Origin of the sequence: Rhodococcus sp. 077-4, assembly GCF_047782425.1 — a bacterium.
GTDB lineage: Bacteria > Actinomycetota > Actinomycetes > Mycobacteriales > Mycobacteriaceae > Rhodococcoides.
Genome location: NZ_JAJPWC010000001.1, coordinates 1,166,518 through 1,181,151 on the forward strand (window position 1 = coordinate 1,166,518; position 14,634 = coordinate 1,181,151).

The window sequence follows — 14,634 nt, forward strand, 5'->3', positions numbered from 1 at the left end:
CGTGCACGCGGGGCCTGCGGGTCGTTTCCGCAGGCCCCACTCCTGCCTCGTAACCTGCTACGAAATTCGGTGCACATGGATCACCGAAGGTGATGCACCTCCTGCAGACCGTAGACAGGGGTGTCGATGCCCTCGTAACGCGCTTTGATCTGCAGGGCGAGGTACAGCGAATAGTGCCGTGACTGGTGCAGATTGCCGCCGTGGAACCAGAAGTTCTCTTGCTGCGTCGGCTTCCACATGTTGCGCTGCTCGCCCTCCCACGGGCCTGGATCCTTGGTGGTGTCCGAGCCGAGGCCCCAGCATTTGCCGACCTTGTCCGCGGTCTCCTGATCGATCAGGTCGGCGACCCAGCCGTTCATCGAGCCGTAGCCGGTGGCGTAGACGATGAGATCGGCGGGTAGCTCGGTGCCGTCGTCGAGCACGACACCGGTCTTGCTGATCCTGTTCACTTGTCCGCCAACGAGTTTGATTCTGCCGTCCGCGACGAGTTCCGATGCACCGACGTCGATGTAGTAGCCCGAGCCGCGGCGCAGGTACTTCATGAACAGCCCGGATCCGTCGTCACCGAAGTCGAGTTGGAACCCGGCCTTCTCGAGTCGATCGTAGAAGTCCTTGTCCTGCTCCGCGATCTGCTGATACACCGGAATCTGGAACTCGTGCATGATCCGGTAGGGCAGCGACGCGAACGTGAGATCTGCCTTGGCCGTGGTCATTCCGGATTCCACTGCGCGCTCGGAGTACAGATCACCCAACGCGATCTCGCACAGCGAATCGGACTTGACGATGTGCGTGGACGAACGTTGCAGCATCGTCACGTCGACGCCGGTCTCGTACAGCGCCTTGCAGATGTCGTGCGCCGAATTGTTGGAACCGACGACCACAACGCGCTTACCGACATAGGCGTCGGGACCGGGATGTTCGCTGGAATGATGCTGTTCGCCCTCGAATTCGTCCATGCCGGGGAAGTTGGGGACGTTCTTCTTGCCCGACATTCCGGTGGCCATCACCAGCTGCTTGGGCCGGAGAATCACTTCCTCGCCGTCGCGGTCCACGACGACCGTCCACTCCTTCGCCACCTCGTCGTAGGTAGCGGATTTCGCGGTGGTCTTGCTCCAGTACGGCACCTCCATGACCTTGGTGTACATCTCGAGCCAGTCGCCGATCTTGTCCTTCGGCGCGAACACCGGCCAGTTCGGCGGGAACGGTAGGTAGGGCAGGTGGTCGTACCAGACCGGATCGTGCAGGCACAGCGACTTGTAGCGTCCGCGCCACTGATCGCCGGGGCGTTCGGCCCGGTCGACGACGATCGCAGGCACACCCAGCTGCCGGAACCGCGCTCCGAGAGCGATCCCGCCCTGGCCTCCGCCGATCACGAGGGCGTACGGCTGCACGCTGTAGCCGAGTTCTTTCTCCTCGATCTCTTTCTTCTCCGCCCAGTTCTGGGTATCGGCGTTCGAGCCGTGCACCGCGCCCTTGATGCGCGACTTGCCCTGGCGTTCCTCGTGGCCCTTGAGCTCCTGCATCGTGGTCAGCAGAGTCCAGGCCACGTCGTCGCCGGTGTCGGCGTCCACCGTCAGACGCAGATGTCCTTTGCCGCGGCTCGTCGCGGTCTCGAACTCGATCCACGCCGAGAGGACGCCGTCTGCCTCGTCGGGAACCTCGGTGGTGTGGAAGCCCGCCGGATCGGTGTCGTCGAGCCGCTCGGACAGCATGTCGCTGACGCCGTCGTGGCCCTCGACCGTCTTGAGATTCCAGGTGAACGTCACGAGATCGCGCCAGAAGCTGCTGACGGCGAACATGCCCGCAACGCGGGGAATATCGCGCGCGACCAGGGCCTCCTCGAACTTCGACAGCCACGCGTCGACGCGTTCCTGCGGGCTGGGCGTCCGGGTGATTTCTATCGGTTCGATGGTCTGGGTCATGGAGACTCCTTGCTATTCGTGGCGCGTTCTGTGTGATCCAGCACACTCCTTCCTCGAAGTGGGGTCGAGAGTTGCAGTGGGTTGCAGCGCGAATCGGGTGCAGCCGACCGCGCTCACCGCGGTTGGTTGCACCCGATTTCGGCGTCGCGGACGAATTCGTCGATGAGCGATGCCAATTTTTCGGGTCGGTCCTCGGACACCCAGGTGCGTGAGTTCTCGAGCAGCACGAATCGGGAGTCGGGAAAGTCTCGTGCCAGGCGTTCACCGTGGTCGAGGGGGAAGAATTTGTCGTCCGAGGCCCATACGACAAGCACAGGTCGATCGACTTCCGGAAACGATCGTGCGGCGTCGAGCGTGTAGCTCCGGTGCACCGTGCGCAAGAACCGAACGACATCGCGTCGAACAGCACGGTCGAGCACCGGTGTGAAGTAGTGGTCCAGCAACTCGTCGTCGATCTTTCGATGGCTGAGACCGCCGTAGCCGATCGGTGACCGCCCGAGCAATCGGCGCAGGAGCGGAACCCGCATGGCGGCACTGACCAGCTCGAAGGTCACCGGCACGCGAGCCATCCAGCACAGGTACGCAAACATCGGAGGCGGGAAATTCTCGTACGCATCGCACGGCGTCAGCACGATGCGAGCGATGCGCTCGGGGTGACGGGTGATCGTCAGCTGGGTGAGCATGCCGCCGCCGTCGTTCCCGATGAGGGTGACGTCACGTAAGTCCATGGCCTCGATCACCTCGGCGACGATCTCGGCGAGGCCGGTCGCAGTCAGATCGGCATCGGACTTCATCGGCAGCCGGTGGCTACCGAACGGCCAATCCGCGGTGATGCATCGGTAGTTCTCGGCGAGTGTGGGTACGACCCTGCGCCACACTGCAGCGTTGGCGAACAGCCCGTGGACGAAGACCAGCGTGGCACCGGACCCTCGCTCGTACACGCGGACAGGTCCGGAGTTCACGGTGATCGTTGTCGATTCACCGAGTTCGTTGCGAAGATCCATGGTCGGGAGCCTCTCTTCGAGCGTTGTGTCGAAAGCCCTTCCCCTGAGCGGGGCGTGGTGACAGCATGGCGGGCATGTCGGCTCGTGCGCTTCCAGAAACGTGCTGTCCCTCAGCGACACTGTGGCTGTGGGCCGGGCATGCCGTCTACCTCGGCCCTTCGCTGCAGCTCGACTATCACTCCGGGTCTGTGTTGTGCTTCGCCGGCGGGGTCGACGCGCCGTTCACACTGCGCGACAACGCATCAGGGCAATGGTGCGTCCGCAGCGCTGCCGTCGCGCCGCGAACAGTCCACCGAATCGAGTCGCATGGAGAACGAATGTTGTTCGCGTACTTCGATCCTGGTGCTTCCCGAGCACAGGCCGTATTCGATCGCATGATCACGCGGCACGGCGAGATCGGGCTCACCCTCGACGCCGAATCTGAGTTGCTGGAGTTGGCGGCGTCGCCCGCACCCGATCCGATAGCGATCTCCGAATGCATACGTGGTCCGGAGATACACGAGATCGACGAGCGGATTCTGGACGCGATGGAGATGGTGCGCGGAAAACCCGGAGCCGTCGGTTCGGCCGCCGATCTCGCTGCTGCTGTGAACCTGTCGACATCACGATTTCTGCACCTATTCGCGGCCGAGGCCGGCACCAGCTTCCGTCGATATCGATTGTGGGCAAGGATGCTTCACGTCGGTGCCGCGGTGGCCGCGGGTGATGACTTGACCCGTGCTTCTGTGGAGGCGGGCTTCGCTTCGCCATCGCACTTCAGCACCGCATTCAATGCCATGTTCGGTCTGTCAGCGGTCGCGTTGCTCGGCGGTGGTGCGCAGGTGATCGTCATGGAATCCTGACCGGAAGTCCCGCCGTCGAAGCGGCTGATCGCGATGCAACACGCTGCAACCCTGGCGCTTGTGCTCCGGGTCACATAAACCTGTGTGCATATCCGATCCAGTCAGGAGTGAGAACCGATGCGCGCAGCTGTGTACTACGGCCCCAACAAGGTGGAGATCACCGACGTTCCCGAGCCGAATCCCGGTGCAGGCCAGGTCAAGGTCAAGGTGGGGTTCAACGGAATCTGCGGAACCGACCTCCACGAGTACTACGCGGGCCCGATCTTCATCCCCACCTCGCCGCATCCGCTGACCGGCCAGGAGCTGCCGCTGGTACTCGGACACGAGTTCTCGGGCACCGTCACCGAGCTCGGGACGGGCGTCACCGGTGTAAAAGTCGGCGACCGCGTAGCCATCGAGCCGCTGTACCGCTGCGGCCACTGCGGGCCGTGCCGGGCCGGCAACTACAACATCTGCGCGCAGATCGGTTTCCACGGACTGATGTCCGACGGCGGAATGGCCGAGTACACAGTGGTGCCCACCGACATGATTCACGCCTTGCCCGACAACGTCTCCCTCGAACTCGGAGCCCTCGTCGAACCCATGTCTGTTGCTTATCATGCTGCGACACTGGGAGATCCGAGGCCGGAGGACACCGCGATGGTGTTCGGTGCCGGGCCCATCGGCATCGGCCTGTGGTTCGCACTGCGAGGCAAGGGGCTCGACAACGTCTACGTCGTCGAACCGTCGCCGACGCGTCGAGCATCGATCGAAGCCTTGGGCGCGAAGACTCTCGATCCGACAGCCGCGGACATTCCCGCCTACATCGCCGACCTCACCGACGGCAAGGGTGCCGACGCCATCTACGACGCGGCCGGCGTGCAACCTGCCGTCGAGACCGCGCTCGGATGCATCGGGGCGCGTAAGCCGTTGGTCAGTGTCGCGATCTACGAAAAGCCCCTGACCACGCCGTTGCAGAAGCTGGTGATGAACGAATCCCGAATTCAGGGATCGCTCTGCTACACCTCCGCCGACTACGAGGCCGTCATCGATCTGATGAGCCAGGGCCACTACGACACGACGGGCTGGGTGGACAAGATCACGCTCGACGGCGTCATCGACGACGGCTTCGAAGCGCTGCACGCGGGCACGAAGATGAAAGTGCTCGTCGACCCCTCGACTGTGGCTTCGAGCTGACCCCCTGCCATGCGCATTTGTGAGCTGGAGCACAATTGTCTGTGATGATGCAGTCGACAGGTCCCGAACCTGCGCTGGCGGCCGGCGAAGACCCGCGCCGCTACGCGCAGATTCTCACGGCCGTGTACGACGCGACCATGACCGGCGGCAAGTCGCCCGCGCGTCCCCGCGATGTCATCGGTGACTCGTGGCGTCGGCTGCAGACCCTGGGAATCGACCCCGAGCTGGGCAACCCCGCCGAGACACAGATGGACGTGTCCGACCTCGAGCTCAGCCGTCGGGAATCGGGGTTGTTCGACATCCTCGACGATCTGGCCCGCGGCTTGGAATCGGTGGTGCAGGACGGGGACAACATCCTCGTTGTCGCGGACCGACACGGGCGAGTGCTGTGGCGTAGCGGTTCGACGTCGGTTCTGGACCGGGCCGACAGCCTCGGCTTCGTCGAAGGAGCCAATTGGGCCGAGGACTCGGTGGGCACCAACGCCATCGGAACGGCATTGGTCTCGCGTCGCGCGGTGCAGATATTCTCGGCCGAACACTATGTGCGCAGCCATCATTCGTGGACCTGCGCCGGAGCGCCCATCCGCGATCCGCGAACCGGTCAGGTACTGGGAGCCATCGACGTCAGTGGCCCGGCCAAGACGGTGCACCCCACCACCATCGCCTTGGTCGACGCCGTCGCGCGGTTGGCGGAATCCCAACTCCGCGAGATTCACCGGTCCACGCTCGACCGACTGCGTTCGGTGGCCGCACCGATGCTCGCGCGACTGCAATCCCCGGCGCTGGCCGTCGACGCGAACGGTTGGGTCGCGGCCGTCGAGTCGGTGGCGCTACGCAATCGCATCCTGCTTCCCGAAGACCTGGCAACGGGCCGCTTCTGGCTGCCGACCCTCGGCGTGTGCGACTTCGAACCCCTGCCCGGTGGATGGCTGGTGCGACCCACCAGCACAATGGATTCCGGAGTCGCCGATGTCGGATCGACGAGAATCCGCATCGACCTACGCAATTCGCAGAAGCCTCGCATCGAAGTGCGCAGTGAGGTGGGGGAGTGGACCCACGAGCCGACGCCACGGCACGCCGAAATTCTGTACCTGCTCGCCACACATCGACAGGGGCGCACCGCCTCGCAGATGGCGGCCGATCTCTTCGGCGACGACGGTCGCGCGATCACGGTCCGGGCCGAAATGTCGAGGCTGCGCAAACACCTCGCGGGCATCATTTCCACGCAGCCGTATCGGTTGGACGAGTCGGCGACCGTCGAAGTGGTCACGCCGTCGGACATGAGTCGACTGCTACCGCATTCGTCGGCCCCTGCGATCCGGGCGGCACGGGGCTGAGCCGTAGCGCAGAATCGGGGAATGAACCGCCTCGCCCGAATCCTCGACGCCTCGGACCCGGGGCAGGTACGGCTCCGCAGTGCCTCGGCGACGACGCTGACGGTGCTGCTGGCGATGGTGACGCTCGTGCTGATCACGCGCACCATCGGCCAACCGGTGACGGTGGCGATGCTCGGAACCGTCGTGGCGATGCAGGCGTCGGCGGCGGTGAAGGACAAGGATCAGCGCAATCGGTTGATCACCACCGCGTTGATGGCGCTGCCTGCGTCGGCGGCAGTGACGTTGGCTGCGTTGCTGTCCGAGCTCGGCAAGGTGGCCGACGTCGGATTCATCGCGGTGCTGTTCGCGGCGGTGTGGGTGCGCAGATTCGGCCCTCGCGGCACGGCGCTGGGGATGGTCTCGTTCATCTCGTACTTCTTCGCGTTGTTCCTTCGCGCGACCCCGGGGCAGTTGCCGATGCTCGTCGCGGCAATTTTCGGCGGCTTGGCGATCGCGCTGTTCGTGCGTGCGGTGATCTTTCCGGACCGGCCGATCGTGGAGGTCCGGCGACTACTGTTCGCGATGCGGGCGGTGTCGGTCTCGGTGCTGGAGGCGGCGTCGGCAGGGCCGAGTCGTGACCTGAACCTGGTGCGCCGCAGGCTCGATCGGCTCGGCAACACCGCATTGATGATCGACGACTGGCTCGACCGCCATGACGCCGGGCAACTGCTCAGTGTCACCAGTACCGATCTCTCGCTCCGCGTGTTCGACGCCCAGATCGCGACCGAACAGCTCGTCAGCTCGCTGTGGGCTCTCGATCCCGCCAAGCCCTGGCCGACGGCGCTGGGTCAGGCGACAACCGCGCTCGGGTCGTGCCTGCAGAACACACCGTCGCCGGAACAACTGCGGGCCGCTCGAAGATTGGCGGCGACGGCAGCCGAGCGAGCCGACCCGTCGACCCCGGCAGGCATCGCGACCGTCTCGGCGCAGCGAGCAGTGCAGGCGCACATAGCCATTCACCACATCACCACAAATGCCGTCTCGGTTGCGGCCGGCCCTGAGGCCGTGCCCGTCGGGCCTGCGGTGAAGGACGAGCCGAGCGGGCTCAACCCCAGCACCAAGGCTGCGATCCAGGTAGCCGTCGCGACCAGCGCCGCGACGGTGCTGGGTGAACTCGTCTCTCCCGACCGCTGGTACTGGGCAGTGCTGACGGCGTTCCTGGTGTTCACGGGCGCATCGACGAGGGGCGAAATCCTCACGCGGGCAGGCCAGCGCATTCTCGGAACCATCGCTGGGGTGCTGGCAGGAGTGGTGATCGCCGCACTGGTGGGCAACAACCAACCCGTTCAGCTGGTGCTGATCGTCGTCTGCGTCTTCTTCGCGTTCTACCTGGTGACGGTGGCGTACGCGTTGTTGTCGTTCTTCGTCACCATTCTGCTCGCGATGCTCTACGGGCTGCTGGGCACATTCAGCATCGATGTCCTCGAGCTCCGAATAGTCGAGACGGCAGTCGGCGGCGCCGTCGGAATCGCATCGGCCTACTTCATCTTCTCGACCGGTACCCGAAAAACTCTGGTGGACAACGTCGACACGTATCTCGAACAGTTGGACGCGTTGATCGGGACCAGCGTCGAATCGGTTCTCGCGCCGGGAGGTGAAACCGACCTGGTCGCATCGACGCGCAAGCTCGACAACGCGCTCAAAGACGTTCTGACATCCGGAAAGCCACTGGTCCTCGGTCCGACGACCCGCAGCAGACGCGGCGCGAAACGACTGTTGCGCGTGCTGGCCGTCAGCAGTCGATCAGCGCATGCACTCGCTCGAGCCGGTGTGCTGGCCTCACGCGCAGACCCGGACACTGCACCTTCGGTCGACACCGCCCGAGCTCTGCGCGACGCCGCGGCCATGGTGCGCGGGACCGCACGCCACGTCGGGGCCGTGGTTTCCGGGGAACACGTCGACCCGCCCGAGAAGATCACCGAGACAACGGTGTTGGATGTGATGCTCACCTCGACCAGCTCGCCCGGCCCGCTGCGGGGTGCGGTACGGGCACTGAACACGATGAACCGAACACTCGCCGATGTGTTGAGTGGGAGTTGACCTTCACACGGTGACAAGGTCTTGGCTGGATGCCATGAACGAACTACTTCAGCATCAGGATTCGTCCGTCCGGCTTCGGGCCGCACTCGACATCGGTACGTCACCCGACCCGCGGTTTATCGATGCCTTGCTCGGGCGATGCGCCGTCGAACCCGATTTTCAGGTGCGAGAGATGTTGACGTGGGCGTTGATTCGTCATCCCGCGTCGGCGACGGTTCCGAGGCTGATGCAGGAGGTGCGCTCCGGAGGTGCCCTCGCTCGCAGCCAGGCGCTGCACACGTTGTCCAAGATCAAGGACCCTGCGGCGTGGCCGGTGATCACCGAGCAGCTATTGGGCGATCCAGACGACGAGGTGGCACGAAGCGCATGGCGGGCGGCAGTGGTCCTGGTGCCGGCCGGCAGCGAATCAGCCTTGGCGACAATGCTGTCCACCCAGATCGGCCGAGGTGGGCATGAGGTGCAGCGCAGTCTCAGCCGCGCGCTGGTTGCGCTCGGATCGGTGATCGAACCGATGCTGCGCGAGGCCGCGTCGAGCAAGGATGAAGCCGTTCGCGCACACGCGCGGGCCACCGAGGCTCTGCTCCGAGACCCGGACGCCGGGTTTGCAGTATTCGAGGCCAAACGTGTCGATGCGCTTGGTGTCGCGGGATCGAACGGGTGAAATGGTCGGATGTTGATCGGTGAGGTGTCGCGGCGCTCGGGTGTCAGTGCACGCATGCTGCGGCACTACGACAGGCTCGGACTCGTGTGCCCGACCTCGCGGAGCAGCACCGGCTATCGCGAATACTCCATCGGCGATGTTCGACGCCTCTTTCACGTCGAGTCGCTGCGTTCGCTCGGGTTGTCGCTGAGCGACGTGGCCCGCGCGCTCGACGATCCGAGTTTCGAGGCGTCGCGGCTCGTGGTCGAGATGGCTGCGGAGGCCGAGGAACGCATCAGGCGCGATACCGAGTTGCTCACGCGGTTGCGTCGAATCGGCGACGCGCGGCCCGAGGATTGGGAGGACGTACTCGGTACCGTCGCGTTGCTCGGCGATCTGGGATCGGTCAGTGCCGGGAAACGGCAGACGGCAGCTCTGTCGTCCGTCGGAGACCGACCCATTCCGGCGGACGCCTTGGCCGAAGCCGTGCTGCGCGAACCGGCACCCAACGTTGCCGGCGCACTTCGGTGGGCCCTCGCGCAGACCGGGGGAGACGCTGTCGCGGCGCTTCGAGAGGGTCTGGACTCACCGGACCCTGTGGTGCGTCGACGAGCCGCCGATACCGTCGTCGAAATTTCGGATCCTGCCGCCACCGAGCTGTTGCGGCAGGCGCTCTCGCACGACGACGAACAGGTCAGGCGGATTGCGGCGGTGGAATTGGCGGCCCGTGGGATGGCCGATGCCGTCCCCACGCTGGTGGAGATGGTGTTCGCGGGAACGAACGATGTGGATGCCGCCGATGCCCTTGGCATGCTGGGATCCGCCGACTCGATCGTCGCGGCCCTGATGGACGGGCCCGGTGATATGCCGACTCGCCTGCGAGTGACGCAGGCATTGGCGAGTATTCCTGGGCCGGCAGCGTCGCAAGCGTTGCGTGAACTGGCGCAGGACACGGACCGTTCGATCGCACTGACCGCGGGCTACATCCTGAGCCAGCGGGAATGAGGGCCTTGGGTACCGTCGGAGAGATGAAGGCATTCGGACTGCTCGCGGCACTGATGATCACGTTGACGGCCTGCTCCACGGCAACCACCCCGGCCGCGCCCGCCGAACCCGTAGCCGCGAACCAGGTGACCGTTGCCGATCGGATGTACTCGCCCCAGACTCTGACGATCTCGGTAGGGGACACCGTCACCTGGGTGTTCGCCGACCGCGGCATGGCCCACAACGTCGTCGCCGACGACAAGTCGTTCCGCAGCGAACTGATGGAGACCGGACAGTTCACCCACACCTTCGACACCGCGGGCACCTTCACGTACCACTGCACCCCGCATCCGGACATGACGGCATCTATCGTCGTCGAGCCCTGAAACTTCTAGGCTCAGGGGCATGACGGCACCGACCCGAGGACGCAGCATCGCCGCGCCACTCGGCGTGGCCGCTGCCGCTGTCGGCGGAGCTGTGCTGCTGCACGTCCGCGACCCCCGAACCTCGACGTACCTGCCGTGCCCGCTGCACGCTCTCACCGGACTGTGGTGCCCCGGATGCGGCGCGACCCGGGCTCTGGGTGACCTCACTCGCGGAGACATCGCCGCGGCCGCGTCGAGCAATGTCGTTGCAGTTCTGCTCGTCGTCGTTGCGGTCGGGGTGTGGGCGGCGTGGTTGCGAGCGCGCTGGGATGGTCGTTCGATGTCGCTCCCTCGACCGAGTCGCCCTACCGTGGCAGTGCTGATCGTTCTTCTGACTGCCTTCACCGTGGTGCGCAACACTGCGTGGGGCACCATGTTCGCCCCGACCTGAACTCGAGGTACTACCTGTGTTGTTGGAAATCTTCTCGATCATTGTGCTGGTGGGCGTGCTCATCGCGCTCATCCCCACGGCTCGACGTGTGTTCAGGAAAGGTGACGACGAATGAGCGACTCACTGAGGGATCGCGTGCGCGCGAAACTCCTTGCCCAACTCGCCGACGACGGAGGCACCGCAGCCGAACAGGCCGAAGGGGACGACCCGCGCCTGAACGCCCTACGCGACGACCTCGAAGCACTCGACGCGGCACAGGACGGTGACCCGATCATCGACGACATCGCCGCAAGACACTGGGTGCCCTGACCGAACCCCGACCCGCCCTGGGGTAGTCAATGTGACGTTCAGTGGCCTTTTGGGGGGTCAATGTCACGTTGAGTGGACTTCTTCCGGGTCCCGAATTGGTGCACGGTTGAGGTACATCTAGTATCTATGTTGTGCTCGAGACGAAATCTGCTGCCGACACGGCGTACGCGACGGTCAAAGAGCTCATTGTTTCGGGAGAACTTCCCGGCGGTGAGCTCGTCAGCGAGGGCGAGATCGCGTCGCGCCTCGAGATCAGCCGCACTCCCGTACGCGAGGCGTTCTTACGCTTGCAGGTCGAGGGTTGGATGCGCCTCTATCCCAAGCGCGGGGCGTTGGTCGTCCCGATCGCGGTGGGAGAGGCGGAGAACGTCGTCGACGCGCGCCGCCTCGTCGAAGCAGGCAGTGTGCGCGCGTTCGTTGACGACGTCCGCGTCCGCGAGTCCGTGGTGCTCGCTCTCCGCGAGAACCTGCAACTGCAAGAACAGCTGGCGGTGGACGGTACCGCGGCGCAATTCAGCGCGGTCGACGCCGACTTCCATCGCACCGTCGTCCGCGCCGGCGGCAACCCGTTGCTCGACGCGTTCTACGACGGACTTCGCGAGCGCCAGCGGCGGATGACGGCAGCCTCGGTGACGCGTGATCCGGGTCAGATCTCGCGCATCGTCGACGACCATCGCCGGCTGACCGACCTCATCGAGGCAGGCGACGCAGACGGATTCGAGCAGGCCGTCGAACAACACATGCTCGGGGTGCATGGGCTTCGTGCCACAAGAGGGGGAACACGATGAGCGAGATGATGACCGACGATCGAGACGTCGAGACGCATGCACGACGCTGGCTGCTGGTGGCGTCGGGCATGTTCGCCGTTGCGTGGGGCGGGAACGAGTTCACGCCGTTGCTGGTGATGTATCGGCTCGATCATGGCTTCTCGGCCGTGGTGGTCGATACGTTCCTGTTCGCCTACGTTCTGGGCATCATTCCGGCGATGCTGATCTGTGGGCCGCTCTCGGATCGACTCGGTCGACGCCCGATCATGTTGCCCGCCCCGGTAATTGCCGCGGCCGGGTCGATTCTGATCGCGCTGGGACCGGACAACGCGTACCTGCTGTTCAGTGGCCGCGTGCTCAGCGGCATCGCACTCGGAATCGGTATGGCGGTGGGGGGTAGCTGGGTCAAGGAACTCTCCAGCCGCGACGCCACTGCCAAGGCCGGTGCCGGAGCGCGGCGCGCCGCGATGTCTCTGACCGCGGGCTTCGCGCTCGGTGCCGGAGTCGCCGGAGTGCTTGCGCAATGGGCACCGTGGCCGACGCACCTCGCCTACAGCGTGCACGTGCTGATCTGCATCGTGGCCGGCGTCGGGATGCTCTCGGTTCCGGAAACGCGCACTGCCACAACAGCATCGAAGAGCAAGAAGCTGCTCGACGACCTGAGGATTCCGTCCGCATCCCATCGCCGGTTCCTCTTCGTCGTGTTGCCTTTGGCCCCATGGGTTTTCGGTGCCGCGAGCGTCGCCTACGCGGTGCTGCCGTCACTGATGGCCGACGCGCTGGCGGACGAGCCCGGCGGCGGCTATCCCGTCGCGCTGTCTGCGGCGATGGCGGTGATCGCACTCGGCTCCGGCTTCGCGATTCAGGCCGTCGGACGTCGAATCGACACACCCGCCAACGCTCGGGGTGCACTGGTGGCGCTGACTCTGCTGGTGGTCGGTATGGCTGTCGCGGCATGGGCGGCGTCGGTGCTGACCATCGCTGCCGCGCTGATCGCCGCAGCGGTGCTGGGTTGTGGGTACGGCATGGCGTTGGTCTCGGGTTTGCAAGAGGTGCAACGCATTGCGGGTCCCGACGACCTCGCCGGCCTCACCGCAGTGTTCTATTCGCTGACGTACCTCGGCTTCGCGGTGCCTGCCGTTCTGTCTGCGCTCACCGAGTCCTGGCCCGGTGTGGTGACCTATCCGATCATCTTCGGTGTCGGCGCGGTGGTGGCGGCATTGTGTGGCCTGGTGGTGCGGTCGAAGACGTCTGCTCACCTGCCCTAGGGTCGTGCGCGTTTTGCGTATTCAGAGGTACGCAAAACGCGCACGAGGGAGGGTGGTCTTCTGCGCTGCTCACGCCATCGGCAGATCACCACCGCGGCCCCCACCACACCGGCCAGGACGAGAATTACCCCGGCGGCCACACTGGCAACGCGGGTAGGCCACGGCATGATGGCCGGCACGGCGAACATGCCCAGAAAGAACGGCTCGATCATCGCCCCGGCGGGGACGACCAGGCGCGCGACCAATCCCCACAGGCCGCCGCCTCTCGCGACAACCCCGACCAACCCCAACGGGCCGCCCGCAACAAGGGCCATGGCGAACCACACTCGGTTTGCCGCCCACACGGTCGCATCGAACATCCCGAACAGCTGGCCGACACCGTAATGCACCGACAGAGCCGTCAGGCCGGCAACGATTCCGGCCGCGAATGCCTGCAGCGGACGGCGCACGAGCCAACCGGACAGGATCGGGAGACCGGCCCAGACGGCACCGGAGTTCACCAATTTGCTGACGGTCGAGCGCACGGCCAGCAGAGTGTCTGCCTGAGCGGACAATTGGCTCTCGCTCGTGATATTCGAGACCAGTGACACGAGAGCTACGGTGACTGCGGCTGCAACGACAAGCCCCCACCACCGTTTCGCCATCAGTGGATGGTACGCACGCATCGTGCCGTTCTGCGAATGGACAGAGCTCTCCGTGAGTGGGTGCGCGCCGACAGGTTCGGCTCTAGGATCAGCGGCATCATGCTGCAGTCCTCGCGCGCGGTCCCGCCACATCGGGTACCCCCGACGGTGGCGCTCGCAGGTGCGACCGTGTGGAACCGGCGTGAGGCGTACTGGTTTCTGACTGCCGTGATCGTGCCTGCTGCCTGCTGGTCGAAGTATCCGACGGTGGTGCCGTACGTCTTCGCGATCGTTCTGGTCACGGCTCTGGTGTTTCGCGGCCGACGGATCGTCCGGTGGGTGTCGATGCTGCGCTGGGGAATGATCGCCGACGTCGAGACCGTGGACACTGCGTTACGGGGCGAGCGTAACCTGATGCTTGCACACGCCACCGGATGGAACGTCCAAAGGCGTTGGTACACAGGCATTGTCACCGAATCGACGGTGCGGTATCGGGCCGGGGAGGCGCGCGGTCACCTGTTCGTTCGGGGACTGCCGTTCACCACCGGGGTGGTACTCGCGCACTCGAAGCAGCCATCGTCGGCCATGGCCATCAGCGACTTCCCGTGCGATTTGTACCTGGACGGGAAGGGACGCTGGGCGGCGTCGTTCCCGAGAGGTTTCTGGTTGCAGGCACTGGCGACGGCGGCACTGTACGGCTACGCCGTGGCAGGCCTCGTCCTGTCGCTCCGGTATCGCTGACGCAGAGGTTTCGCCCCTCGCCCCGGAAGTCTTCGCAAACGCGCGCGCATTCGTCAGATGCGCGCAGATTCGCGGACTATTCAGGGGTAATTTTGGCAAACGCGCGCGCGTTTGCGGAACTCGGGG

General features: G+C 65.1%; 15 protein-coding genes. 12 read left to right on the top strand and 3 right to left on the bottom strand.

What is annotated here, in order from left to right; all coding sequences use genetic code 11:
• Nucleotides 1-80: 80 nt before the first annotated feature.
• A complete protein-coding gene (locus tag ACNEOT_RS05665; protein ID WP_415972832.1) occupies nucleotides 81-1,922 on the bottom strand; it encodes an NAD(P)-binding domain-containing protein in 1,842 nt (613 codons plus the stop codon).
• A gap of 113 nt (nucleotides 1,923-2,035) precedes the next feature.
• Nucleotides 2,036-2,926, bottom strand: coding sequence for an alpha/beta fold hydrolase (locus ACNEOT_RS05670; protein WP_415972833.1), 891 nt, complete (start codon nucleotides 2,924-2,926; stop codon nucleotides 2,036-2,038).
• A 74-nt stretch (nucleotides 2,927-3,000) separates the two neighbouring features.
• On the opposite strand from ACNEOT_RS05670, the gene ACNEOT_RS05675 reads away from it, so the two are divergent.
• From ACNEOT_RS05675 to ACNEOT_RS05725, 11 genes are all read left to right on the top strand, one after another.
• Nucleotides 3,001-3,768, top strand: coding sequence for a helix-turn-helix domain-containing protein (locus tag ACNEOT_RS05675; RefSeq protein WP_415972834.1), 768 nt, complete (start codon nucleotides 3,001-3,003; stop codon nucleotides 3,766-3,768).
• A 117-nt stretch (nucleotides 3,769-3,885) separates the two neighbouring features.
• Entirely contained in the window at nucleotides 3,886-4,944 is a 1,059-nt protein-coding gene (locus tag ACNEOT_RS05680) for a 2,3-butanediol dehydrogenase (protein ID WP_415972836.1), read from the top strand.
• A gap of 44 nt (nucleotides 4,945-4,988) precedes the next feature.
• Nucleotides 4,989-6,281: a GAF domain-containing protein gene (locus tag ACNEOT_RS05685; protein ID WP_415972838.1), complete on the top strand. Its 1,293-nt coding sequence runs from the start codon at nucleotides 4,989-4,991 to the stop codon at nucleotides 6,279-6,281.
• 21 nt (nucleotides 6,282-6,302) lie between these two features.
• Entirely contained in the window at nucleotides 6,303-8,360 is a 2,058-nt protein-coding gene (locus tag ACNEOT_RS05690; RefSeq protein WP_415972840.1) for an FUSC family protein, read from the top strand.
• 34 nt (nucleotides 8,361-8,394) lie between these two features.
• A complete protein-coding gene (locus ACNEOT_RS05695; RefSeq protein WP_415972842.1) occupies nucleotides 8,395-9,021 on the top strand; it encodes a HEAT repeat domain-containing protein in 627 nt (208 codons plus the stop codon).
• A gap of 9 nt (nucleotides 9,022-9,030) precedes the next feature.
• A complete protein-coding gene (locus ACNEOT_RS05700) occupies nucleotides 9,031-10,005 on the top strand; it encodes a HEAT repeat domain-containing protein (RefSeq protein ID WP_415972844.1) in 975 nt (324 codons plus the stop codon).
• A 23-nt stretch (nucleotides 10,006-10,028) separates the two neighbouring features.
• Nucleotides 10,029-10,370: a plastocyanin/azurin family copper-binding protein gene (locus ACNEOT_RS05705; RefSeq protein ID WP_415972846.1), complete on the top strand. Its 342-nt coding sequence runs from the start codon at nucleotides 10,029-10,031 to the stop codon at nucleotides 10,368-10,370.
• 19 nt (nucleotides 10,371-10,389) lie between these two features.
• A complete protein-coding gene (locus ACNEOT_RS05710) occupies nucleotides 10,390-10,800 on the top strand; it encodes a DUF2752 domain-containing protein (RefSeq protein WP_415972848.1) in 411 nt (136 codons plus the stop codon).
• A 111-nt stretch (nucleotides 10,801-10,911) separates the two neighbouring features.
• Entirely contained in the window at nucleotides 10,912-11,109 is a 198-nt protein-coding gene (locus ACNEOT_RS05715) for a hypothetical protein (RefSeq protein ID WP_243596936.1), read from the top strand.
• A 131-nt stretch (nucleotides 11,110-11,240) separates the two neighbouring features.
• Nucleotides 11,241-11,897: a GntR family transcriptional regulator gene (locus ACNEOT_RS05720; protein WP_415972849.1), complete on the top strand. Its 657-nt coding sequence runs from the start codon at nucleotides 11,241-11,243 to the stop codon at nucleotides 11,895-11,897.
• Complete coding sequence (locus ACNEOT_RS05725) at nucleotides 11,894-13,144, top strand: MFS transporter (RefSeq protein WP_415972851.1); 1,251 nt, start codon at nucleotides 11,894-11,896, stop codon at nucleotides 13,142-13,144. Before ACNEOT_RS05720 ends, ACNEOT_RS05725 begins: the two co-directional genes overlap by 4 nt.
• On the opposite strand, the gene ACNEOT_RS05730 is transcribed toward ACNEOT_RS05725, so the two are convergent.
• A complete protein-coding gene (locus ACNEOT_RS05730; protein ID WP_415972853.1) occupies nucleotides 13,141-13,788 on the bottom strand; it encodes a hypothetical protein in 648 nt (215 codons plus the stop codon). The genes ACNEOT_RS05725 and ACNEOT_RS05730 overlap by 4 nt on opposite strands.
• Before the next feature lie 36 nt (nucleotides 13,789-13,824).
• Here ACNEOT_RS05730 and ACNEOT_RS05735 point away from each other — a divergent pair, with 36 nt between their 5' ends.
• Complete coding sequence (locus tag ACNEOT_RS05735; protein ID WP_415972854.1) at nucleotides 13,825-14,508, top strand: hypothetical protein; 684 nt, start codon at nucleotides 13,825-13,827, stop codon at nucleotides 14,506-14,508.
• The last annotated feature ends 126 nt before the right edge of the window (nucleotides 14,509-14,634 follow it).